Source organism: Holophagales bacterium (assembly GCA_016699405.1).
Taxonomy (GTDB): domain Bacteria; phylum Acidobacteriota; class Thermoanaerobaculia; order Multivoradales; family JAGPDF01; genus JAAYLR01.
The window spans coordinates 3,462,289-3,481,376 of the sequence record CP064972.1; the positions used below are offsets into that span (position 1 = coordinate 3,462,289).

Below are 19,088 nucleotides of genomic sequence, written 5' to 3' on the forward strand. Positions count from 1 at the left end.
CCTTCTCGAAACGCGGGACGGTATCATACCGCTCGGCCACGGCAGCGCTCGATGGCGCTGTGCTCAGCAAGGACGGAATTCGATGCGTCTCATCTTGCAGCGGGTCGCCTCGGCCCAGGTCGACGTCGACGGCGAGCCGGTCGGCCGCATCGATCGCGGCGTTCTGGTCCTCGTGGGGTGCGAACGGGGCGACGACAGCCAGGTCGTTCGGCGGGCGGTCGACAAGCTCGCCGGGCTCCGTCTCTTCGAGGACGATTCCGGCCGGATGAACCGGAGCACCCTCGAGATCGGCGGCAGCTTCCTCGTCGTCTCGCAGTTCACGCTGCTCGCCTCGCTCGAGCGCGGCAGGCGCCCCTCCTTCGATCGCGCTGCGCCCGCCGAGGAGGCGGAGCCGCTAGTGGACGCCGTGGTCGAGGGGTTGCGAGCGCGCGGCTTCACGGTCGCCACGGGGAGGTTCCGCACCCACATGCGCGTGTCGCTGGTCAACGACGGCCCCGTGACCTTCGTGCTCGACCTGCCGCCCGAGAGCTGAGGAGCCCGGAGGGAGCCGGTGTCAATTCGCGAGCGCGAGCTCCGCGAGAGGGACCGGCATGAAGCAGATCGCGAACACTGCGAGGACGATCCACGCGACCAGGCGACGGCGCCGGTCGAGCGGCTGGGCTTCGTCGACGACCGGCGGGTGGCGCAGTCCCAGAATCAGCGTCACCGCACACCAGAAGAACCAGCCCTTCCAGAAGAAGGTCCCGACGGCGAGCAGGGCTCCCCAGAGGGGCCAGGCGAGGCGGCGCTGCAACCGCCCGGCGACCGCATAGAGGATGTGTCCTCCGTCCAGTTGGCCGAGGGGCAACAGATTCAGCATCGTGGCGAAGAGCCCGACCCAAGCGGCGAGAGCGAGAGGATCTGGATCGAGAATGGTCCCGGGAGGCAGGGGACCGTGGAGGAGTCGGATCAGCGCGAGCTGCAGCAGGCCATGCCCCGGCAGGAAGAGGCTCATCGACGAGCGGGACGGATCGGCCGCCACCTGGACGACCACCGGCGTCGACCGCGCGATGCCGATCAGTAGAAAGGGGAGAAGAGCGATGAACCCGGCGAGCGGTCCGGCGACCCCGACATCGAAGAGCTCCCGCTTGGTGCGCAGTGGACCGCGGATCCGGATGAAGGCGCCGAAGGTGCCGATGCCGATCGGGGCGGGCAGGAAGTAGGGGAGGGTGGCCGGGAGACGGTAGTACCGACAGGCCAGGTAGTGCCCGAGCTCGTGGCAGAGAAGAATGAAGAGGGAAGCGAGCGAAAAGCGGAGACCGATGGCCAGCAGCTCGGGTTCGGCGAGGACCGTGCGGACGGTCTCGGGCGCGAGCCAGAGCGGAATGTACGAGATGACGTCGGTGCGGCTCCCGAGGTAGTAGCTGGTACCCAGCACCGTGGTGGTGAAGAAGGTGAGCACGAGCAGACCTCCGGCGAGCAGGTAGTTCGGCCGGAGTGCAGGCCACGAATGGCCGAGCGGAGCGGCCGGCGGAGGGTCGCCCGGGAGAAGAGGTTCGGCCAAGTGGCGCCGGGGCTCAGAGCCCCTTGAGGTCTTTGCCGGGCTTGAAGCGGACCGTCTTGCCGGGGGTGATGGCCACCTCGATCCCGGTCTTTGGGTTGCGGCCCACGCCCTTTTTCCGGTCGCGCACCTGGAAGACGCCGAAGCCGCGGAGCTCGATCCGACGCCCGCCGACGAGAGCGTCCTTCATCGCTTCCATGATGGTGTCGACCGCGACGGCCGACTTGACCCGCGAAACCGACGAGCGCTCGGAGACCTGATTGACGATGTCTGCCTTGATCATGGCTGGATTCGAGAGGGAGAGACTCTAGTGAACGGTGCGCGGAGCGTCAACGTCGGGGGTCAGGCGCCTGCCGCCGCCTTCTGCCGGCGGATGCAGAGCTCGAAGGCGTTGCCAGCGGCGAAGGTCAATCGCCGCAGCTCGTCGAGATCGGCGGGAAGAACGGGCTTCGGCGAGCGATCGGCGTAGACCATGGCGACGGGCCGCCCCCGGACGCCGATCGCCGCCAGGATCGAGTCGGCCGGCAGCGCGCCGCCCCAGATCTCGGCAAGTTGCCGGTGTGCCGGCAGCGGGGGCAGCGGTCCCCGGAAGGTCGGAGCGCCGTCTCGCAGGGTGGCGAAGATCGACGGGGCGGCGAGCGAGATCCGCAGCTTCCGCAGGCGATCTTCGTCGACGCTCGATCCTCGGCCCATCCACCCTGCGACCTCGTCCTTTCGCAATGAGAGAAGGATCGCCCGCTCGAATCGCGACGCGAGGAAGTCGAGAACCAGCCCGCCGATGCCGTCACGCTCCAGGGCTCGACCCATTCGCATTTCGACCTCGTTCACCGAGATCGTCTCGGGAAGAGGAGGTCCGACGGCGCTCGAACCGCCGTCCGGAATCGCCACCTCGATCTCCACGGCGTCTGCCGGGTTCCTCGCAGGCAGCTGCTCTGGGATCGAGGCGGAGGGCGACGCCTCTCCACCCGGCCCGGCGCTGTTCCGTGGGGAGGCTGGCGCTGTGGCCAACGACGCTCGAGCGCCGGCCGCAGGTGAACCGCCACCGTCCTGGGGTCGCGCTGGCATCGCTGGTTCGTTTGGCCGGGTCGCGGCAACCGGAGGCGCGATTCTCGGCGGCAAGGGCCGCGGGGGGGGGAGCTCCCACGGGCTGCCCCCGAGAGGCGCCTCCGGCTTTTGCGCCTCGCCGTGAGGTTTCCGTTCCCAGAGGTACTTGGCGCGGTTGACCCGGTCGAGGAGCTGCGAGAAGCGCTGGGGACACTCCTCGCCGTAGTACTTTTCGAGCGCCTCGAAGATCCGGGCCTCGTTGGCGATGTGGATCCGAAGCCGCTTGCCGCTGACGAACCCCAGCTCGTCCTGAATCGCCAGGTCCCGCACGCCGAGCAGGGCGACCGAGAGCTGGCCGCCCAGGAGACGGAACGGAATCGCCTGGCAGCGGCGGGCGACCTTGGCGGGAAGAAGCGCCGTGACCTCGTCCGGGACCCCGCGCAGGTCCTCGACCTCGGCGGCGGGAACGCCGAGTTGCTGAGAGAGAGCGCGCATCAACAGTTTCTCCTCGACCGCCTCCATCTCGAGCAGACAGGTCCCGAGTCTCCCGCCGACGAGCTTCTGGTGATTGAGTGCCCTCAGCAGGTGCTCAGGGCTGACCCAGCCCTGCTCGAGGAGTATCTGGCCAAGGCGCTTCATCGAGAAGGAGAATCTTGGAGTAAGCCCATCATATGGCTGGACTTAGACGCGTCGGGGGATGATAGCGCGCACCCCTCGGGTTGTAAAGGAAGCCGTCGCTGGATATCTTGCGGACATGGGCTTACGCCGCCGCACGTCGATCGGGTTTTTCGCGAGCATCCTGGCCATCGCGGCCGCCGCCTCGGCGCAGGCCCCGCTGCCGGCAAGCGCCGGAGCGGAGGCGTTCGTCCTCTTTCATGCGCTCGCCGACGAGGGCCGCCTGGTCGACGCCAGAAGTGAGCTGGATCGGGCGTTGGCGGCCTCCCCCGACGACGCGTACGTGCACGCCGAAGCCGCGCGGTTCCTGATGCGCATGGGCCAGCTCGGCGCCGCCGCACAGCAGGCGGACGAAGCCCTCCGGTGCGCCCCTTCCTCCCCTGATGTGCTGCGCATCGCGGGCCAGGTTTTCATGACCCAGGTCGAACGCGAGCCGACCGCGTTGGCCAAGGCCCGGAGCGCGTTCGAAACGCTGCGGGCGTCGCGTCCAGGCGACCTCGAGGCGTTGATCTCTCTCGGTCAGATCTTCCTCGGTTCGGGGGATCCGGCCCGTGCCGTCGAGGTTCTGAAGGAGGCGCTCTCGTTCTACCCGCAGCATCCGATGGTCTTGGCGATGCTCGCCGATGCCAGTCGTGCGGCGAAGGACTCGGCAGGAGCGGAGCTGGCGTTGACCAGCCTCGTCGGACTTGCTCCGGACAGGCTCGAAGCCCGGGTGGAGCTCGCGGACCTCCTGATCGAGCGGGGAGCGGCACGCGATGCCGTCGTGCTGTTGTCGGCGGCTCCTCCGTCCCAGGTGGCGACCGCCGAGGTCACCCGCCGTCTGGCGCTCGCGAGCTATCAGGCTGGAGACCTGCCGGGCGCCATGCGCGCCCTCGATCTCCTCCTCGCCGAGCGTCCGGACTTCGGCGGCGGCCACTATCTCAAGGGAATGGTGCTGCTGGCGGAGGGCCGGGCCGAGGAGGCCGCGGTCGAGCTCGACACGCTTCGCCAGGCCGATCCGAAGAATCCGGAGTTGGCCGCGGTCACCGCCCGCGCCTTCGACCGGTCGGGAGCGACGGACCGCGCGGCGGAGATCCTCGCGACGCTCGAAGAGCACCTGACTGAGCAGAAACAGACGGCCGAAGCGCTGGAGATCCGACTCGAACGAGCCGACCTGCTCTCCCGCCACGGCCGCCTCGACGACGCTCTGGCCCTCACTGCCCCTCCGTCCGTCGGGGCCGGGGCTGACGTCGAATCGCGTCGAGCACTGGGGCAGGCGCGCACGGAGATCCTCGCCCGCCTCGAGCGCTGGGACGAGGCGCTGGAGCTGGCGACGGCCTCCGATCTGCCCGAGCCGGGGAAGAGCGGTCTGCGCGCGGAGCTCCTCTTCCGAGCCCATCGGGAACGCGAAGCCGGGGAGGTCGTGGCCCGCCTGGTCCAGGCGGCGGACGCCGCGTCGCTTACGGCCGCCGCCGAAGCGCTGCAGCGGGTGAATCGGCATGCCGAGGCTCTGCCCATTCTGGAGAAGGCTCGCGTGCTCGAACCGGAATCGCCGCGTCTCGCCTTCCAGCTCGGCGTTTCGCTCGAAAGAACCGGTCGAATCCAGGACGCGATCGCCGAGCTCTCGCGAGCGGTGGAGAAGGCGCCGCAGTTCGCTGCCGCCCTCAACTACCTCGCCTATCTGCTGGCGGAGGCGGGCGTGCGGCTCGAGGACGCCGCGGCGATGGCGGAGAAGGCCCTGGGCATTTCGCCGGAAAGTGGCGCCTACGTCGATACGTTGGGTTGGATCCGCTATCGCCAGGGCGACCTCGCGACGGCCAAGGTGCTGATCGAGAGGGCGGTCCGCCTGGTCGGCGACGACGCAACCCTGTTCGAGCATCTCGGGGACGTGCTGGCGGCACTCGGGGACCGCGAAGGCGCACTTCGGTCGTTCGACAAGTCTCTGGCGATCGGCCCGGAGAACCGGGCGGCGGTCGAGCTGAAGCGCAAGGCGCTCGCGAGCCGGAACGGTTCCTGAGGTGCGAGCTTTCTCCGCGCTTCTGGCGCCCTGGCTCCTCCTGGCCCTGGCCTGTTCCAGTCTGCCGGCCAAGGCGCCGCGAGTCGGCCCGGGGCAGTATCTTTTCCGTGTCGAAGCGCGAAGCCAGGAGCGAGAAGCCCACCTGCGGGTCGTGCTGCGTTTCGCCGGTGAACGCCGTTTCCAGATCGGCGCGGCGGACCTGGTGGGCAGAACGGTCTGGACCTTCGCCGTGGCCGGAGACCACTTCCTCTGGGCCGACCATCGGCAGCGCAAGGTCTGTCGCGGGGAGGCCAGCGAAGCCCTGGCACTCCCGCTCCTGCAACTCGAGCTCTCGCCGGGGGCCGTCCCCCAGATCCTCTTGGGCGCTCTCCCGATCGCGATTCCTGCCGAGGCGGCCAAGGGAACCGACGGGCGGGTACGCTTCGTCGACGGGGCGGGGCACCACTGGCTCGCCGGGGTCGATTCCCACGACGAGCTCCGCGAATGGCAGATGAGCGACAGCACCGGAAGGACGATCGCGACCTGGCAGCGCGACGGCGGGACGTCCGAGCTGGCGTTGCCGCAGCGGGAGCTGACCCTCCGGTGGCGGCAGGCGTCGGCGGAGCCGCTCCCGGGAGACTGGGCGCCGTTCGCCACGCCGGACGGTTTCGAGGAGTGCGGGTGTGACCAGCTCGACCTTCCGTAGCTACGCCAAGGTCAACCTTCACCTGCAGGTCGTGGCCCGTCGTCCCGACGGCCACCACGAGCTACGGACCGTCTTCCAGTCGATCGATCTCCATGACCGGATCGGGCTTGAAGTCTCGCCGGCGGGTGTCGTTCGCCTCGAGGTCGTCGGCGCCGAGCTTTCCGCCGGGCCGGAGAATCTCGTCGTTCGGGCGATGGAAGCGTTCCGTGAGCGCTGGGCGCCCGGTCTGGGCGTGAGTGCCCGGCTCGAAAAGCGGATCCCGCTCGGTGGGGGGCTCGGGGGAGGAAGCAGCAACGCCGCCACGACCCTGCTTGGCCTGCGGTGGCTTGTCGGAGCGCCGGCGACGGTCGAGGAGCTCTGGCCGGTCGCACGCTCGCTGGGTGCCGACGTGCCGTTCTTCCTCTTGGGCGGCACGGCCCTCGGTTTCGGCCGCGGCGACGAGCTCGTTCCCCTGGTCGAGCCGAAGCGATCGACCCTCTGGCTCGCCCTGCCTCCCGTGCAGGTCGCAACAGGGCGCATCTTCAAGAGCCTGGGAGATTTGACAGAGGCCCCGCTAGCGCCTAGCATTGGCGGCCTCCTGCGAGTGCCGACGCCGCGGCGTGTCGAGCTCGAGAGGCTCTGTGGCTGGAACGATTTGCAGGAGACCGTCTTCGGGCTGCATCCGGAGATCGCGGAAATCGGAGCGATCCTCGAAAGCGCTGGAGCCAGTTGGGTTCGGCTTTCCGGTAGCGGGTCGACGCTGGTGGCGCGTTTCCGGGAAGCCCAGGTGGCCGCAGCGGCTGCGAGCCGGCTTCCCGCGGGGTGCCGGCTGCTGCCGGTGCGGACGCTCGCCCGTCAGTCCTGGAGGCGCCAGTGGGCGGTTCCGGCGCGGGATGGCCGGAGCTGAACGAGGACTCTCGAGGTCAGGTCGAGGCGATGGAGATCACCGAAGTCAAGGTCTTTCCAGTCGGGGATCCGAAGCTCAGAGCGTTCGTGTCGGTGGTCTTCGATCGCTGCTTCATGGTCAACGACATCCGGGTCATCGAGGGGAAGCAGGGCCTTTTCATCAGCATGCCGAACCGGCGCCGTCGCAACGGGGAGTTCAAGGACGTTGCTCACCCGCTGAATCAGGAGACCCGAAGCTGGATCGAAACCCGCGTTCTCGCCGAGTACGAGCGGATTTCGGACGGAGGGGCGCCGGTTCCGGTTGCCGAGGGCGACGATCGTCGCGTCGGGCCGCGGGAGACCGAGATCCGATCGGTCGCAGAGACGGCGGCGAACGCCGCCACGGAGAAGAGCCTGGAGGAGGTCCAGGAGGCTCATCTTCGGGAATCGTTCTGGTCGCTGGACTGAGTGAGCGCAGCAGTGGGGCAGCAAGCCGGAGCACCCGCAAATGGGGCGTCGCCAAGCGGTAAGGCACGAGACTTTGGATCTCGCATTCGGAGGTTCGAATCCTCCCGCCCCAACCAGCGCCGAGTGTTTGCGGACGTCGGACGCGGCGCGCGATTGATGCGCCTGGAACCTCGAGCGGAGTCGACATGATGCGCGGTGCGTCGATCAAGATCTTCGGCGGGAGGGCACACCCCGATCTCGTGCGCGAGATCTGCGAGTACCTTGGCGTCTCGCCGGGCAATTCGACGGCGTTCAACTTCTCGGACGGCGAGACGTTCTGCCAGATCGACGAGAACGTGCGCGGCGCCGACGTGTTCATCGTCCAGCCGACCTGTCGGCCGGTCAACGAGACGCTGATCGAGCTGTTGATCATGATCGACGCCTTCAAGCGCTCCTCGGCGTCGCGGATCACCGCCGTGCTCCCGTACTACGGCTACGCCCGCCAGGACAAGAAGGACCGCCCTCGCGTGCCGATCACCGCCAAGCTGGTGGCGGACCTGATCTCGCGGGCGGGGGCCGATCGCGTCCTCACGCTCGACCTCCACGCGTCGCAGATCCAGGGGTTCTTCGACGTTCCGGTGGATCACCTCTTCGCCGCTCCGGTGCTGCTCGAGGCCATTCGCGATCTCAACATCCCCGACCTGATCATCGTCTCTCCCGACGCCGGCGGCGTCGAGCGAGCCCGGGCCATCGCCAAGCGGCTTGGAGTGGGCCTGGCGATCGTCGACAAGCGGCGGGTCGCGCCGAACGAGGCCGAGGTGATGCACATCATCGGTGACGTCGACGGCCACGGTGCCCTGATCGTCGACGACATCATCGACACGGCGGGCACCCTGACCAAGACGGTCGAGGCGCTTTGCGCCCGGGGCGCGCGACGCGTGCTCGCCGCGGGTGTGCACGGGGTTCTCTCCGGTCCCGCCCTCAAGCGGATCGAGGAGTCTCCGCTCGAGCAAGTGCTCATCACCAACACGATTCCGGTCGAGGACAAGCTGGCTCGCTGCGGCAAGCTGCGGGTCCACACGGTGGCGCCGCTGCTGGGCGAAGCGATCCGCCGCATCCACGAGAACAGCTCCGTCAGCTCGCTGTTCGTGTAGCCCTAGAGGAAGGAACCCATGGAAGACCTGATCATCGAAGTTCACAAGCGGGAAGAGACCGGCGACGGGCCGTGCGGGAGGCTGCGGCGGAGCGGTTGGGTTCCTGGCGTCGTCTACGGCGGCGGACGCGAGAACCTGTCGATCCGCATCGAAAAGAAGCCGCTCCTCGAGGCGCTCGAGAAGGGCGCCGGCGAGAATCGCGTCTTCCTGCTCAAGCTGATCGGAACCGACAAGAGCCGGCATACGATGATTCGCGACATGCAGGTCGACGCCGTCTCGCGACAGATCGTTCACATCGACTTCCAGCGGGTGCTGCTGGACGCCAAGATCCGCGTCAAGGTCCGCGTCGAGCTGTCGGGCACGGCGTTCGGCGTCAAGAACGAGGGCGGCATCGTCGATTTCGTCAGCCGCGAGGTCGAAGTCGAGTGCCTGCCGACGCTGATCCCACAGGTCATCGACGTCGACCTCACCGACCTGCACGTCGGGGATCACGTCGCGGCCAAGGATCTCAGCCTGCCGTCCGGCGTCAGCCTGCTCGGCGATCCCGAGCGGATCATCGCCTCGGTGGCCCATGCCCGCGTCGAGGCCGAGGGGACGGAGGGTGCCACGCCCGCCGAAGGCAAGGAGCCCGAGGTGATCAAGCGCGGCAAGCCGGCCGAAGAGTCCTGAGGCGTTGCGCCTCATCGTCGGGCTCGGGAATCCGGGCGTGGAGTACCGCGACTCGCGGCACAACCTCGGGTTCCGCGTCGTCGAGGAGCTGGCCGCACGGCGCCGAGTGGCCGTCGATCAGCCCTTCTGTAGCTCCTTGACCGCCCGATTCGACGAGGTCGTTGTCGCCGCGCCGCAGACCTTCATGAATCGCAGCGGACTCGCGGTCCGCTGCCTCGCCGAGCACGAGGCGCCCGAACCCGGCGGGATTCTGGTGGTCTACGACGATGTCGCGCTTCCGCTCGGCAGGCTGAGGCTGCGGGAGCAGGGGGGACCGGGAGGGCACCGCGGGTTGGCGTCGATCCTGGAGCACCTGCGCACCGACCTCGTGCCGCGCCTGCGGCTGGGAATCGGGGCCGCTCCGGAAGGCAGCGACCTTGCCGAGTGGGTTCTGTCGAGCTTCCTGCCGGAGGAGACGGCGGCGGTTCGGGCGATGGTCGAGCGCGCGGCCGACGCCTGCGACGCTTGGCTCCGGGAGCCGTTCTCGGACGTCGCGTCACGCTTCAACGCAGCAGCAACCGGGCCTTCGGTTGACGACACAGCCGAGGCCTGAGATCATCAAGGTTTAGCGCTGCGGCGATGCCGCCGTGGCCCGGCTCCGGGCGCACCGGAACCGACCTCTCTGCTCCGCCCCGTGCGGAGCCGAACGAGTCCAAAGGGAGGACTTCGAAGGCATGAGAACGTACGAGCTCGTCTTCATCGCCGACCCCAGGTTGTCGGACGAAGAAGTCGTCACCCTCACCGACGAGTACAAGCAGCTGATCACCCAGAAGGGTGGCACGGTCCAGCGCGAGGAGAGCTGGGGGCGGCGCAAGCTTGCCTACCCGATCAACAAGCTCACCGAAGGCCGCTATGTCGTGCTGTACATCGACGTCGAAGCGAAGAACCCGGTCCCCGAGGTCGAGCTTCGCTTGCGGCAGAACGACAAGATCCTGCGCTACCTGACGGTGCGCACCGATCTCGACCGCAAGCCGGAGTCCGGGGCCACGCTCTCTCCTGCCGAGCCGCGCGGTCGTTTCGGCGGCGACGAGCGGGAGCGTGGCGACCGTGACCGGGGCGAACGTGCCGACCGCGATCGTGGGTTGGCGACCGAGGAGGAGGCCTGATCATGGCGCAACCGACCGGTAGAGGCGGTCCGAGAGGGGCCCGCGGGGCCAAGCCGGCTGGCAAGAAGCGCGTCTTCTTCCGCCGTCGCAAGGTCTGCAAGTTCTGCGCGGAGCACCTTGACTACATCGACTACAAGGACACCAAGCAGGTGCAGCAGTTCATCCTGGAGCGCGCCAAGATCCTGCCACGGCGCATCTCCGGCACCTGCGCTCGCCATCAGCGCATGGTCCAGCAGGCGATCAAGCGGGCCCGGCACTTGGCACTGGTGCCGTTCACCACGGACTGAGGAGGATCGCCATGAAGATCATCCTGCTCAGTGATCTGCGCCACCGCGGCCGGCGGGGCGAGATCGTCGACGTCAAGCCCGGCTACGCGCGTAATTTCCTGTTCCCCAACGGCATGGCTCTGGTGGCCAACGACGGCAACCTGAAGATCTTCGAGCAGGAGCGCAAGAAGATCGACGCTCGCCACGCCGCCGAGCGTCAGGCCGCGGCGGAGATCGCCGCACGGATTGCCGGGATCAAGCTCTCCCTCACCAAGCGAGCCACCGAGTCGGGAACGCTCTACGGCTCGGTGAGCGTCACCGAGATCGCCGAGGCGCTCGCCGCCAAGGGGATCGAGGTCGATCGTCGGCAGATCGATCTCGTCGGCGGCATCAAGACGCTCGGCGATCACCTCGTCCGGGTCGATCTTCACAGTGAGATCGTCGCCGAGCTCGCCGTTTCCGTCGCCGCCGCCGAGTAGGCCGTGACCGACCGCGAGGAGGTCGTCGGGGTACCCGGCTCGAAGGAGCCTGGCCTCGACGATTTCCTCGGTGAGCCGACCCGCGACCTGACGGCATGGCAGTGGCTGTGGGCCGGGGATCGACGATTCCCGGTCCGCAGTCACCGGGGCGGCATCCTCGGCCGCCTGCTGGTCCTCTTCAAACGCCTCTTCCGCCCGCTCGTCCAGACGCCCCAGAACGAACTCTGGGAGCGGCAGCGCATCTTCAATCTCATCCTTCTCGAGGAGCTGCGCCGCCACCTCGACCGGTTCGAGTCCCACGAGGACCGGCTCGCGGGGAGCGAGAGGCGATCCGGCTGGCACGAGGAGCGGCTCGAGCGGCTCGAGGCGTTCTGGCGAGAGGGCCTCTACGAGGTGATGCGCCACAACGATGGGCTCTTCGCTCGCGTCGACCAGAAGATGGACCGACTGCGGCGCGAAAGCTCCGACTTGTGGGGGCGCCTCGGATCCGCTCTGGCGCGGAGCGAGGCGGGGGACCCCGCCTCGCTCTCTCGCGTTCGGGAAGAGCAGCTGTATCTCCAACTCGAAGCACGGCACCGTGGAACCGAGGCAGAGATCGCCGAGCGGTTGGCGATCTACCTCCCCTATTTCGGCGGTGGGGAGGTCCTCGACCTGGGCTGCGGGCGGGGCGAGTTCCTGGCGCTACTCGGTGAGCGCGCGATTCCCGCGCGTGGCGTCGATTCGAGCGCGGAGATGGTCGCCACCTGCCGTTCCAAGGGACTTCGCGTCGATGAGGGCGATCTGCTCGAGGCGCTCGCCGCGAGTCCGCCAGGGGGGCTGGGCGGCATCGTGTCCTTCCACGTTGTCGAACACCTCCCGCCGCCGGTGATCGATCGACTGATCCGCCTCGCCTGGGGCGCTCTCGCGCCCGGCGGTGTGCTCGTCCTCGAGACGCCGAACCCGCTCTCGGTCGTGGTCGCGGCCCGGTCCTTCTGGCTCGATCCGACCCACGTGCGTCCGGTCCATCCCGAGATGCTCCGTGTCATGTTGGAATCGGCGGGCTTCGCCTCGGTCGAGAGGGTGGATCTGCGCCCCTTCCCCAAGGACGAGCGCCTTCCCGAGATCGACGTCGCGCGGCTCTCCGACGAGCTGCGACCGCTCGCCGACGAGGTCAATCGACTCCGGGATCGGATCGACGAACTCCTGTTCGGTCATCGCGATTTCGCGATGATCGCTCGCAAGCCCTGACCCGTAATCGCCGGATCGACGGCGCTCGACCGGTCGGTCAGTCGCCGTCCTCGTTCTCCCAGGCTTGCTGGATCGCCGACCAGTCGGTGACCTGCTCGGGCATCGACTCGCGCGTCCGCGGCTGATAGAAGGGACGCTGCTGAGCCCAAGGCAGCGCGAGGATGGCCTGCCAGCGGGGCTGGTACGAGCGAGTCGGCACGGTTCCCGGGAGGAAGGCTTCGTCGATGAGCTTCTCGGCTCCAGGTCCCGGGAGCAACCCGGTCCAGTACTCGACCGATTGCATGACGACGCCGGGCGGACGCGAGAACTGCTCGCCCGAGTGCAACCAACCGTCGGCAAGCCCCCGCTCGACGATCAAACGCCAGATCGGCAGGGCAGCCTCGGCGCCGGTCATCTTCCGCCCGATCGTCCGCTTCTGGTCGTAGCCCACCCAGGAGAGGATGGTGTAGCGCGGGGTGAACCCCACGAACCAGGCGTCGGTGTAGTCGTTCGTCGTCCCGGTCTTTCCGGCGAGATCCAGCGGCAGATCGGCACAGCTTCCGGCGGTACCGCGATCGACGACTCCCTCGAGCATGTGCGTCAGCACGTAGGCGACTTCGGGCTCGGTCACCTTTCTTGCCCGCGTCTGATGCTCCTGCAGGGTCAGTCCGTCGGGGTTGGAGACCCGGTCGATGAAGTAGGGCTCGAGATAGATCCCCTGGTTCGCCACCGAAGCGTAGGCGGCGGCGAGCTCGATCGGCAGCAGGTCGGCGGACCCCAGAGCCAGGCTCGGATAGGGCGGCAAGGCAGATCGCAGCCCGGCGCGCCGTGCGAAGTCGACGACCCGCTGGACACCGACCATGTCCATCAACTTCACCGCGGAGACGTTCACCGACAGCTCGAGCGCCCGGCGCAGCGTGATGATGCCGTAGTATCTGCGGTAGTAGTTGCGCGGGCTGTAGCTCAGCAGACCGTCGGCACCGGCGAAGGCCGCCGGCGCGTCGAAGAGCGTGTCGGCCGGGGAGAAGCCGGACTCGAGGGCGGCGCCGTAGACGAAGGGCTTGAAGGCCGATCCGACCTGCCGTTGTGCCTGAGTCACCCGGTTGAACTTGTTGCGCTGGAAATCCCAGCCGCCGACCATGGCGCGAACCGCTCCGGTCGCCGATTCGAGAACGATCGCCGCCCCCTCGAGGATCGGTTCCTGCTCGAGCACGAGGTAGAGGGGCTCTCCCTTCTTCCCTTCCTCCGGAGTCGACCAGCGGAACCAGGCGAGGTCGCCGATGCGCAGCACTTCCGACGGGCGAGCCTTGCCGGTCCAGGCGACACCGCGGCGCGTGAGGACCGTCTCCTCGCCCGGAAGGCGAACCTGCGCGACATCTCCCGAAAGGCCCTGGACGATGCCGGGGAGCCAAGTCTCCGGAGAGGGATTGCGATCGACGAAGTCGCCATCGGCCGTGAGGTCCATGCCGAGCGGCTGACCACGCCGCAGGGGACCCCGCCAGCCCTTCCGGTGATCGACGCGCAGGAGCCCGCTCCGCAAGGACTCTTCGGTGGCCCGCTGGATCGTCGAATCGAGCGTCGTGCGGACTTGCAGGCCCTCCTGGTATAGGCGTTCCGTGCCGTACTTGGCTTCGAGCTGCTGTCGCACGTCCTCGGCGAAATAGGCACCCAGCTCGGACCTCGCCCGGTGGTCTTGCACCGCGAGGGGCTCTGCCACTGCCCGATCGTGCTCCTCGCGAGTGACGAATCCTTCCGCCAACATCCGACCGAGGACGTAGTTGCGGCGAGTGGTCACTCCGGCGGGATTCCGGTACGGGCTGAAGGCGCTCGGCCGCTGGACCATGCCGGCGAGGGTGGCCGCCTGCGGCAGGGAGAGCTCGCTCGCCGGTTTGCCGAAGTAGTAGCGTGCAGCCGCTTCCATCCCATAGTTGCCGTGGCCGAGGAAGGCGAGGTTGCAGTAGAGCGCGAGAACCTGCTGTTTCGAGAGGTTCTTCTCGAGGTCGACCGCGAGGAGGACCTGCTCGACCTTGCGTCGCCAGCTCTTCTCGGGTGTGAGGTAGAGCATCTTGGCGAGTTGCATGGTGATGGTCGAAGCGCCCTGGGCGCGGCGACCACGCTGCAAGTTCACCAACACGGATCGGAGCGCGCCGAAGGCGTCGATGCCACCATGGCGGAAGAACTCCGAGTCCTCGGAGGCGACGACGGCCTTCTGGATCAGGGGAGGAACCTCGGCATCCCCGAGGAGCTCACGTCGTTCCCGGGCATAGGAGGCGAACGGCTTGCCGTCGCGATCCAGCAGGCGCGTCACGAGGCTCGGCCGGAAGTCGATCAGCGACTCGACCTTCGGCATGTGGATCATGGCACCGACGCTGACGCCCACCGCGACACCGAGCAGGACGGCGACGACGAAGGGAATCAGCCGGCGGCGGAGCGAATGGGGGCGCAGCGTCGGGATCGCGCGAGGGGCATTGGGGCCGGGGGGCACGGCGCGATTCTACCAGCGGCGATCCGAGGGCTGTGATAAAACGCGCCGGTACCTCTCGAGACGATCCAGGCAGACGATGACCCCACAAGACACCGACCTGAATCCGCTGCCGCCCTCGTTGCCCCCCGCCACCCCCTTCGCTCCGGAGCGTGCCAAGACGCCCACCGGCTGCGGACGGATCGCGCTGGTGGGCTGCGGGTTCGCGACCCTGCTGCTCGGGCTGGCGGCGGTGGTTTTCCTGTTCAAGGCGAACGACTTGCTCAGCTGGACGTTGCGCCAGATCGAATCGCAGCTCGCTACGCGGCTGCCTTCCGATCTCACGGCGGACGAAAAGGTCCGACTGACGGGGGCCTTCTCGGCGGCACGAGGGGCGATTGCCGCCGGCAAGCTCGATCCGCGCGCCCTGCAGACGCTGCAGGGCAAGCTCCAGCGGCTGAGCGGCGTCGGCACGACGCCGCCGACGCGACAGGAGATCCTCTCGCTCACGGAATCGCTCGAGCTGGTCGGCAGGGGAGCGGAGCCTCCGGCGACCCCCGTGGCGGTTCCCACCGCCTCGCCCTGAGGGAAGACCGAACGTGACGAGCTTCCAGCTCGAAGCCCCCTTCGTACCGCAGGGGGACCAGCCCCAGGCCATCGAACAGCTCGTCGCCCGGCTGCTCGCCGGCGAACGCGAACAGGTGCTTCTCGGGGTCACCGGCTCGGGCAAGACCTTCACCGTCGCCAAGGTGATCGAGCGGGTCGATCGTCCGACCCTCGTTCTCTCCCACAACAAGACGCTGGCCGCCCAGCTCTACCAGGAGTTCCGGGCGTTCTTCCCGCACAACGCGGTCGAGTACTTCGTCTCGTACTACGACTACTACCAGCCCGAGGCCTACGTCCCGCAGTCGGACACCTACATCGAGAAGGAAGTCAACATCAACGAGGAGATCGATCGCCTGCGATTGCGGGCGACGAAGTCGCTCTTCGAGCGGCGTGACGTCCTGATCGTCGCCTCGGTTTCGTGCATCTACGGTCTCGGCTCGCCTGAGGCGTTCTTCGGCATGCTGCTGATGCTCGAGCAAGGCAAGTCCCTCGACCTCGACGAGGCGCTGCGACGCCTGGCCGAGATGCAATACGAGCGGACCTCGCTCGACCTGTTCCACGGCGGCTTCCGTCTGCGCGGCGACACCCTGGAGATCCTGCCGGCGTACGACGATCGGGCGATTCGCGTGGAGTTCTTCGGTGACGAGATCGAGCGACTGGCGATCTTCGACCCGCTGCGCGGCGACGTGCTCGAGTCCCCCGACCGTGTCGCGCTCTATCCGAAGACGCACTACGTCACGCCGAAGGACCGGATGGAGAAGGCCATCGCCAGGATCCGCAGCGAGCTCGCCGAGCGGCTGGACCGACTCGAGCAGGAGGGCAAGCTGCTCGAACGGCAGCGCCTGGAACAGCGCACGCGCTTCGACCTCGAGATGCTCAAGGAGGTCGGGTACTGTCACGGGATCGAGAACTACGCGCGCCACCTCGCCGGGCGCCAGGCCGGAGAGCCGCCGCCGACGCTCCTCGACTACTTTCCTGACGACTTTCTCCTGGTCATCGACGAGAGCCACCAGACGGTTCCCCAGGTTCGCGGGATGTACCACGGCGACCGGTCGCGCAAGACGACGCTGGTCGATTTCGGGTTCCGGCTGCCGAGCGCGCTCGACAACCGCCCCCTGACCTTCGAGGAGTTCGACCGCCGGGTCGGTCAGCGGCTCTACGTCTCGGCGACGCCCGCCCCGTTCGAGCTCGAGCGTGCCGGCGGAGTGGTCGTCGAACAGCTGATCCGTCCGACCGGGTTGCTCGACCCGGCGATCGAGGTGCGACCGGCGCGCGGTCAGGTCGACGACCTGATCGGCCAGCTGCGCCAGACACTGGCGGCGAAGGAGCGTGCGCTGGTCACGACGCTGACCAAGAAGATGTCGGAGGAGCTGACGCAGTACCTGCTCGAGATCGGCATCAAGGTGCGATATCTGCACAGCGACGTCGAGACCCTCGAGCGCGTGCAGATCATCACCTCGTTGCGACGGGGCGAGTGCGACGTGCTCGTCGGCATCAACCTGCTGCGGGAGGGGCTCGACCTGCCCGAGGTCTCGCTGGTGGCGATCCTCGACGCCGACAAGGAGGGGTTCCTGCGGAGCGAGACCGCCCTGGTGCAGACGGCGGGGCGCGCAGCGCGGAACCTCAACGGCCGGGTGATCTTCTACGGCGACCGGATCACCGACTCGATGGCCCGGGCGATCGACGAGACGAGGCGACGGCGAGTGCGCCAGCAGGATTACAACACGGAGCATGGCATCGAGCCCCGCACCATCCTCAAGGACATCCACAATCCGCTCGTCGCCATGGCCAACCTCGACTACCACGAAGTCCCCGGCCGCTCTGCCGGCTGGGTGGCGGAGGACGAGTCGCAGCCGCTCGCCGAGCGAATCGCACGGCTGGAGAAGGAGATGCGGGCAGCCGCCAAACGGCTCGAGTTCGAGGAGGCCGCGATGCTGCGCGACCGCATCCGCGAGCTGCGGGAGTTGCAGGTCTTCAGCGGCTGATCCGCGATGACTCCCGAGCTTGCGGCGCGGATCGCCGGGCTGCCGGAAGAACCGGGCATCTACATCTTCGTCGATGCCGGCAGACGGACGCTCTACGTCGGCAAGGCGAAGTCGCTGAAGCGCCGGGTCGCGAGCTACCTCACGCGCGATCTCGAGCCGCGACTGGCGGCGATGGTGGAGGAGGCCAGCGACCTCGACTACCTGGTGACGCGGTCGGAGTCCGAGGCGCTCGAGCTCGAGAACAACTGGATCAAAGAGCGCCGGCCGCGCTACAACGTCCTGCTGCGGGACGACAAGACCTATCCCTACCTCAAGATCACGGTCGGCGAAGCCTGGCCGAGGGTCGCCTTCACCCGGAGGATCCGCCAGGACGGGGCGGAGTACTTCGGCCCCTTCCTGCCGGGAGGTCTGGCGAGGCGAGCGATCAAGCTCGTCCAGAAGCTCTTCCGGCTGCGCGTCTGTCGGATCGAGATCGACGGGAAGCTGCCACGCCCCTGCCTCTACTACGACATGAAACGCTGCCTCGGCCCGTGCGTGGCGGGTCTCACCGACGAAGCGACCTATCGCGAGGCAACGGAACAGTCCCGCCTCTTCCTCGGCGGGAAGACGGATCGTCTCTCGCGTGAGCTGCGGCAACGGATGGAGCAGGCGGCGGAGCGTCTCGAGTTCGAGGAGGCCGCGCGGCTCCGCGACGCGCTCGCCGAGATCGACGCACTCGCCGGCCGCAGTCGCCTTTCGTCGGTGGAAGGCGAGGACGCCGATGTGATCGGCCTCTTCACCCTGGGACCTCGTGCTGCCATGGTGATCCTGGTGATGCGCGGCGGCCGCATTCTCGATCGTCAGGAGCTCTTCTGGGAGGAGGAGGCGGCGTTTGCCGCGGAACGTCTGCTCGCCGAGGTACTGCCTCAGATCTATGCGAGGACGACGTTCATCCCGAAGGAGATTCACCTGCCGATGCCGATCGACGGGGACGAGGCTCTCGCCGACTGGCTCTCGGAGCGCAAGGGGGAGCGGGTCTACCTGCGCTATCCGGCACGTGGCCCGCGAGCCTCGCGTCTCGACCTGGCCCGCGGCAACGCCCAGCTCGCCTTCCGGCGCCGCTTCCGCGGGGCCGGCGAGAGCGATGCCGGCAGCGAGGCGCTGCGGACTCACCTCGAGTTGCCGGAACCGCCGCGGCGGATCGAAGGCTTCGACATCTCGACCTTCCACGGCGGCGAGACCGTCGCCTCGCTGGTCGTCTGGCAAGAGGGCAAGCTGCGCAAGTCGGACTATCGCTCGTTCAACATCCGCGGCGTTCGGTTGCCCGACGACTTCGCTTCGATGCGCCAGGCCGTCGAACGCCACTATCGACGTCGGCTCGAGGAGGTGGGGGAGATGCCCGACCTCATCCTCGTCGACGGTGGGCGAGGGCAGCTCAACGCTGCGCTCTCGGCACTCGCGGCTCTCGGTGCCGAGGAGACGCCGATCGTCTCCCTGGCCAAGCGGGAGGAGGAGGTCTATCGGCCGGACCTGCCCGAGCCGCTCGTCCTTCCCCGGCGAGATCCCGGTCTGCAGCTTCTGCAGCGCCTGCGAGACGAAGCGCATCGTTTCGCCATCTCGCGGCATCGGAACCGGCGAAGTCGCCGAACCTTGGCGAGTCGCCTGGATCGCCTGCCAGGAATCGGCCCGGCTCGTCGTCGTCTGCTCCTGCAGCATTTCGGGTCGGCGGACGCGGTCGCCGCGGCGAGCGTCGAGGCTCTCGCCGAGCTCCTCGGCCCGACGGTCGGCCGTCGGCTGCACGCGACGCTGGCGATGGCCGACGGGGCGGACGCGGGCCACGAGGGCGACGCAGGATCCGGCGGAGAATCACCGCCGGAACTCCGCTAG

19 protein-coding genes and 1 tRNA gene are annotated in these 19,088 nt (G+C 68.1%); 16 read left to right on the forward strand and 4 right to left on the reverse strand.

What is annotated here, in order from left to right; all coding sequences use genetic code 11:
• Window positions 1-82 precede the first annotated feature (82 nt).
• Window positions 83-532, forward strand: coding sequence for a D-tyrosyl-tRNA(Tyr) deacylase (locus tag IPJ17_14235; GenBank protein QQR72655.1), 450 nt, complete (start codon window positions 83-85; stop codon window positions 530-532).
• A 21-nt stretch (window positions 533-553) separates the two neighbouring features.
• Here IPJ17_14235 and IPJ17_14240 read toward each other — a convergent pair whose 3' ends face one another.
• Genes IPJ17_14240 through IPJ17_14250 form a run of 3 tightly spaced genes read right to left on the reverse strand, consistent with a single transcriptional unit; the run spans window position 554 to window position 3,223 of the window.
• A complete protein-coding gene (locus IPJ17_14240) occupies window positions 554-1,543 on the reverse strand; it encodes a site-2 protease family protein (GenBank protein QQR72656.1) in 990 nt (329 codons plus the stop codon).
• 13 nt (window positions 1,544-1,556) lie between these two features.
• Window positions 1,557-1,823 carry an integration host factor subunit beta gene (locus IPJ17_14245; protein QQR72657.1) on the reverse strand — a complete coding sequence of 89 codons (267 nt, stop codon included), beginning with the start codon at window positions 1,821-1,823 and terminating at the stop codon, window positions 1,557-1,559.
• A 59-nt stretch (window positions 1,824-1,882) separates the two neighbouring features.
• The gene (locus IPJ17_14250; GenBank protein QQR72658.1) at window positions 1,883-3,223 is read right to left on the reverse strand and encodes a hypothetical protein; all 1,341 of its coding nucleotides are present in this window, start codon (window positions 3,221-3,223) and stop codon (window positions 1,883-1,885) included.
• 58 nt (window positions 3,224-3,281) lie between these two features.
• Between IPJ17_14250 and IPJ17_14255 the strand changes: the two genes are divergently transcribed.
• The 12 genes from IPJ17_14255 to IPJ17_14310 all read left to right on the forward strand — a co-directional run bounded on the left by IPJ17_14255 (window position 3,282) and on the right by IPJ17_14310 (window position 12,191).
• Window positions 3,282-5,255: a tetratricopeptide repeat protein gene (locus IPJ17_14255; GenBank protein QQR72659.1), complete on the forward strand. Its 1,974-nt coding sequence runs from the start codon at window positions 3,282-3,284 to the stop codon at window positions 5,253-5,255.
• A 1-nt stretch (window position 5,256) separates the two neighbouring features.
• A complete protein-coding gene (locus tag IPJ17_14260; GenBank protein ID QQR72660.1) occupies window positions 5,257-5,940 on the forward strand; it encodes a hypothetical protein in 684 nt (227 codons plus the stop codon).
• Window positions 5,918-6,826, forward strand: a complete 909-nt coding sequence (ispE, locus tag IPJ17_14265) for a 4-(cytidine 5'-diphospho)-2-C-methyl-D-erythritol kinase (GenBank protein QQR72661.1) — start codon at window positions 5,918-5,920, stop codon at window positions 6,824-6,826. Before IPJ17_14260 ends, ispE begins: the two co-directional genes overlap by 23 nt.
• Before the next feature lie 29 nt (window positions 6,827-6,855).
• The gene (gene spoVG, locus IPJ17_14270; protein ID QQR76182.1) at window positions 6,856-7,272 is read left to right on the forward strand and encodes a septation regulator SpoVG; all 417 of its coding nucleotides are present in this window, start codon (window positions 6,856-6,858) and stop codon (window positions 7,270-7,272) included.
• Window positions 7,273-7,313: 41 nt separating this feature from the next.
• A tRNA-Gln gene (locus tag IPJ17_14275) sits at window positions 7,314-7,388 on the forward strand.
• A gap of 72 nt (window positions 7,389-7,460) precedes the next feature.
• Complete coding sequence (locus IPJ17_14280; protein ID QQR76183.1) at window positions 7,461-8,405, forward strand: ribose-phosphate pyrophosphokinase; 945 nt, start codon at window positions 7,461-7,463, stop codon at window positions 8,403-8,405.
• An 18-nt stretch (window positions 8,406-8,423) separates the two neighbouring features.
• Window positions 8,424-9,074, forward strand: coding sequence for a 50S ribosomal protein L25 (locus IPJ17_14285; protein QQR72662.1), 651 nt, complete (start codon window positions 8,424-8,426; stop codon window positions 9,072-9,074).
• 4 nt (window positions 9,075-9,078) lie between these two features.
• Window positions 9,079-9,666 (forward strand): aminoacyl-tRNA hydrolase, encoded by a 588-nt coding sequence (locus IPJ17_14290; GenBank protein ID QQR72663.1) that lies wholly within the window; start codon window positions 9,079-9,081, stop codon window positions 9,664-9,666.
• 121 nt (window positions 9,667-9,787) lie between these two features.
• A complete protein-coding gene (gene rpsF, locus IPJ17_14295) occupies window positions 9,788-10,219 on the forward strand; it encodes a 30S ribosomal protein S6 (protein ID QQR72664.1) in 432 nt (143 codons plus the stop codon).
• 2 nt (window positions 10,220-10,221) lie between these two features.
• The gene (locus IPJ17_14300) at window positions 10,222-10,506 is read left to right on the forward strand and encodes a 30S ribosomal protein S18 (GenBank protein QQR72665.1); all 285 of its coding nucleotides are present in this window, start codon (window positions 10,222-10,224) and stop codon (window positions 10,504-10,506) included.
• Window positions 10,507-10,517: 11 nt separating this feature from the next.
• Entirely contained in the window at window positions 10,518-10,964 is a 447-nt protein-coding gene (locus IPJ17_14305) for a 50S ribosomal protein L9 (GenBank protein QQR72666.1), read from the forward strand.
• Between the two features lie 3 nt (window positions 10,965-10,967).
• Window positions 10,968-12,191: a class I SAM-dependent methyltransferase gene (locus tag IPJ17_14310; protein ID QQR72667.1), complete on the forward strand. Its 1,224-nt coding sequence runs from the start codon at window positions 10,968-10,970 to the stop codon at window positions 12,189-12,191.
• A 37-nt stretch (window positions 12,192-12,228) separates the two neighbouring features.
• On the opposite strand, the gene IPJ17_14315 is transcribed toward IPJ17_14310, so the two are convergent.
• Complete coding sequence (locus tag IPJ17_14315; GenBank protein QQR72668.1) at window positions 12,229-14,655, reverse strand: PBP1A family penicillin-binding protein; 2,427 nt, start codon at window positions 14,653-14,655, stop codon at window positions 12,229-12,231.
• 76 nt (window positions 14,656-14,731) lie between these two features.
• Here IPJ17_14315 and IPJ17_14320 point away from each other — a divergent pair, with 76 nt between their 5' ends.
• The 3 genes from IPJ17_14320 to uvrC are packed head-to-tail and all read left to right on the forward strand — an operon-like array spanning window position 14,732 to window position 19,088.
• Window positions 14,732-15,217 (forward strand): hypothetical protein, encoded by a 486-nt coding sequence (locus IPJ17_14320; GenBank protein QQR72669.1) that lies wholly within the window; start codon window positions 14,732-14,734, stop codon window positions 15,215-15,217.
• A gap of 13 nt (window positions 15,218-15,230) precedes the next feature.
• Complete coding sequence (gene uvrB / locus IPJ17_14325; protein QQR72670.1) at window positions 15,231-17,222, forward strand: excinuclease ABC subunit UvrB; 1,992 nt, start codon at window positions 15,231-15,233, stop codon at window positions 17,220-17,222.
• A gap of 6 nt (window positions 17,223-17,228) precedes the next feature.
• A complete protein-coding gene (gene uvrC / locus IPJ17_14330; protein ID QQR72671.1) occupies window positions 17,229-19,088 on the forward strand; it encodes an excinuclease ABC subunit UvrC in 1,860 nt (619 codons plus the stop codon).

Excerpts from the sequence above, each read along its gene's own strand:
- IPJ17_14235 (QQR72655.1), top strand. The coding sequence starts at position 83 with ATGCGTCTCATCTTGCAGCGGGTCGCCTCGGCCCAGGTCGACGTCGAC.
- IPJ17_14245 (QQR72657.1), bottom strand. The coding sequence starts at position 1,823 with ATGATCAAGGCAGACATCGTCAATCAGGTCTCCGAGCGCTCGTCGGTT.
- IPJ17_14250 (QQR72658.1), bottom strand. The coding sequence starts at position 3,223 with ATGAAGCGCCTTGGCCAGATACTCCTCGAGCAGGGCTGGGTCAGCCCT.
- IPJ17_14255 (QQR72659.1), top strand. The coding sequence starts at position 3,282 with ATGATAGCGCGCACCCCTCGGGTTGTAAAGGAAGCCGTCGCTGGATAT.
- spoVG (QQR76182.1), top strand. The coding sequence starts at position 6,856 with ATGGAGATCACCGAAGTCAAGGTCTTTCCAGTCGGGGATCCGAAGCTC.
- IPJ17_14280 (QQR76183.1), top strand. The coding sequence starts at position 7,461 with ATGCGCGGTGCGTCGATCAAGATCTTCGGCGGGAGGGCACACCCCGAT.
- IPJ17_14285 (QQR72662.1), top strand. The coding sequence starts at position 8,424 with ATGGAAGACCTGATCATCGAAGTTCACAAGCGGGAAGAGACCGGCGAC.
- rpsF (QQR72664.1), top strand. The coding sequence starts at position 9,788 with ATGAGAACGTACGAGCTCGTCTTCATCGCCGACCCCAGGTTGTCGGAC.
- IPJ17_14300 (QQR72665.1), top strand. The coding sequence starts at position 10,222 with ATGGCGCAACCGACCGGTAGAGGCGGTCCGAGAGGGGCCCGCGGGGCC.
- IPJ17_14305 (QQR72666.1), top strand. The coding sequence starts at position 10,518 with ATGAAGATCATCCTGCTCAGTGATCTGCGCCACCGCGGCCGGCGGGGC.
- IPJ17_14320 (QQR72669.1), top strand. The coding sequence starts at position 14,732 with ATGACCCCACAAGACACCGACCTGAATCCGCTGCCGCCCTCGTTGCCC.
- uvrC (QQR72671.1), top strand. The coding sequence starts at position 17,229 with ATGACTCCCGAGCTTGCGGCGCGGATCGCCGGGCTGCCGGAAGAACCG.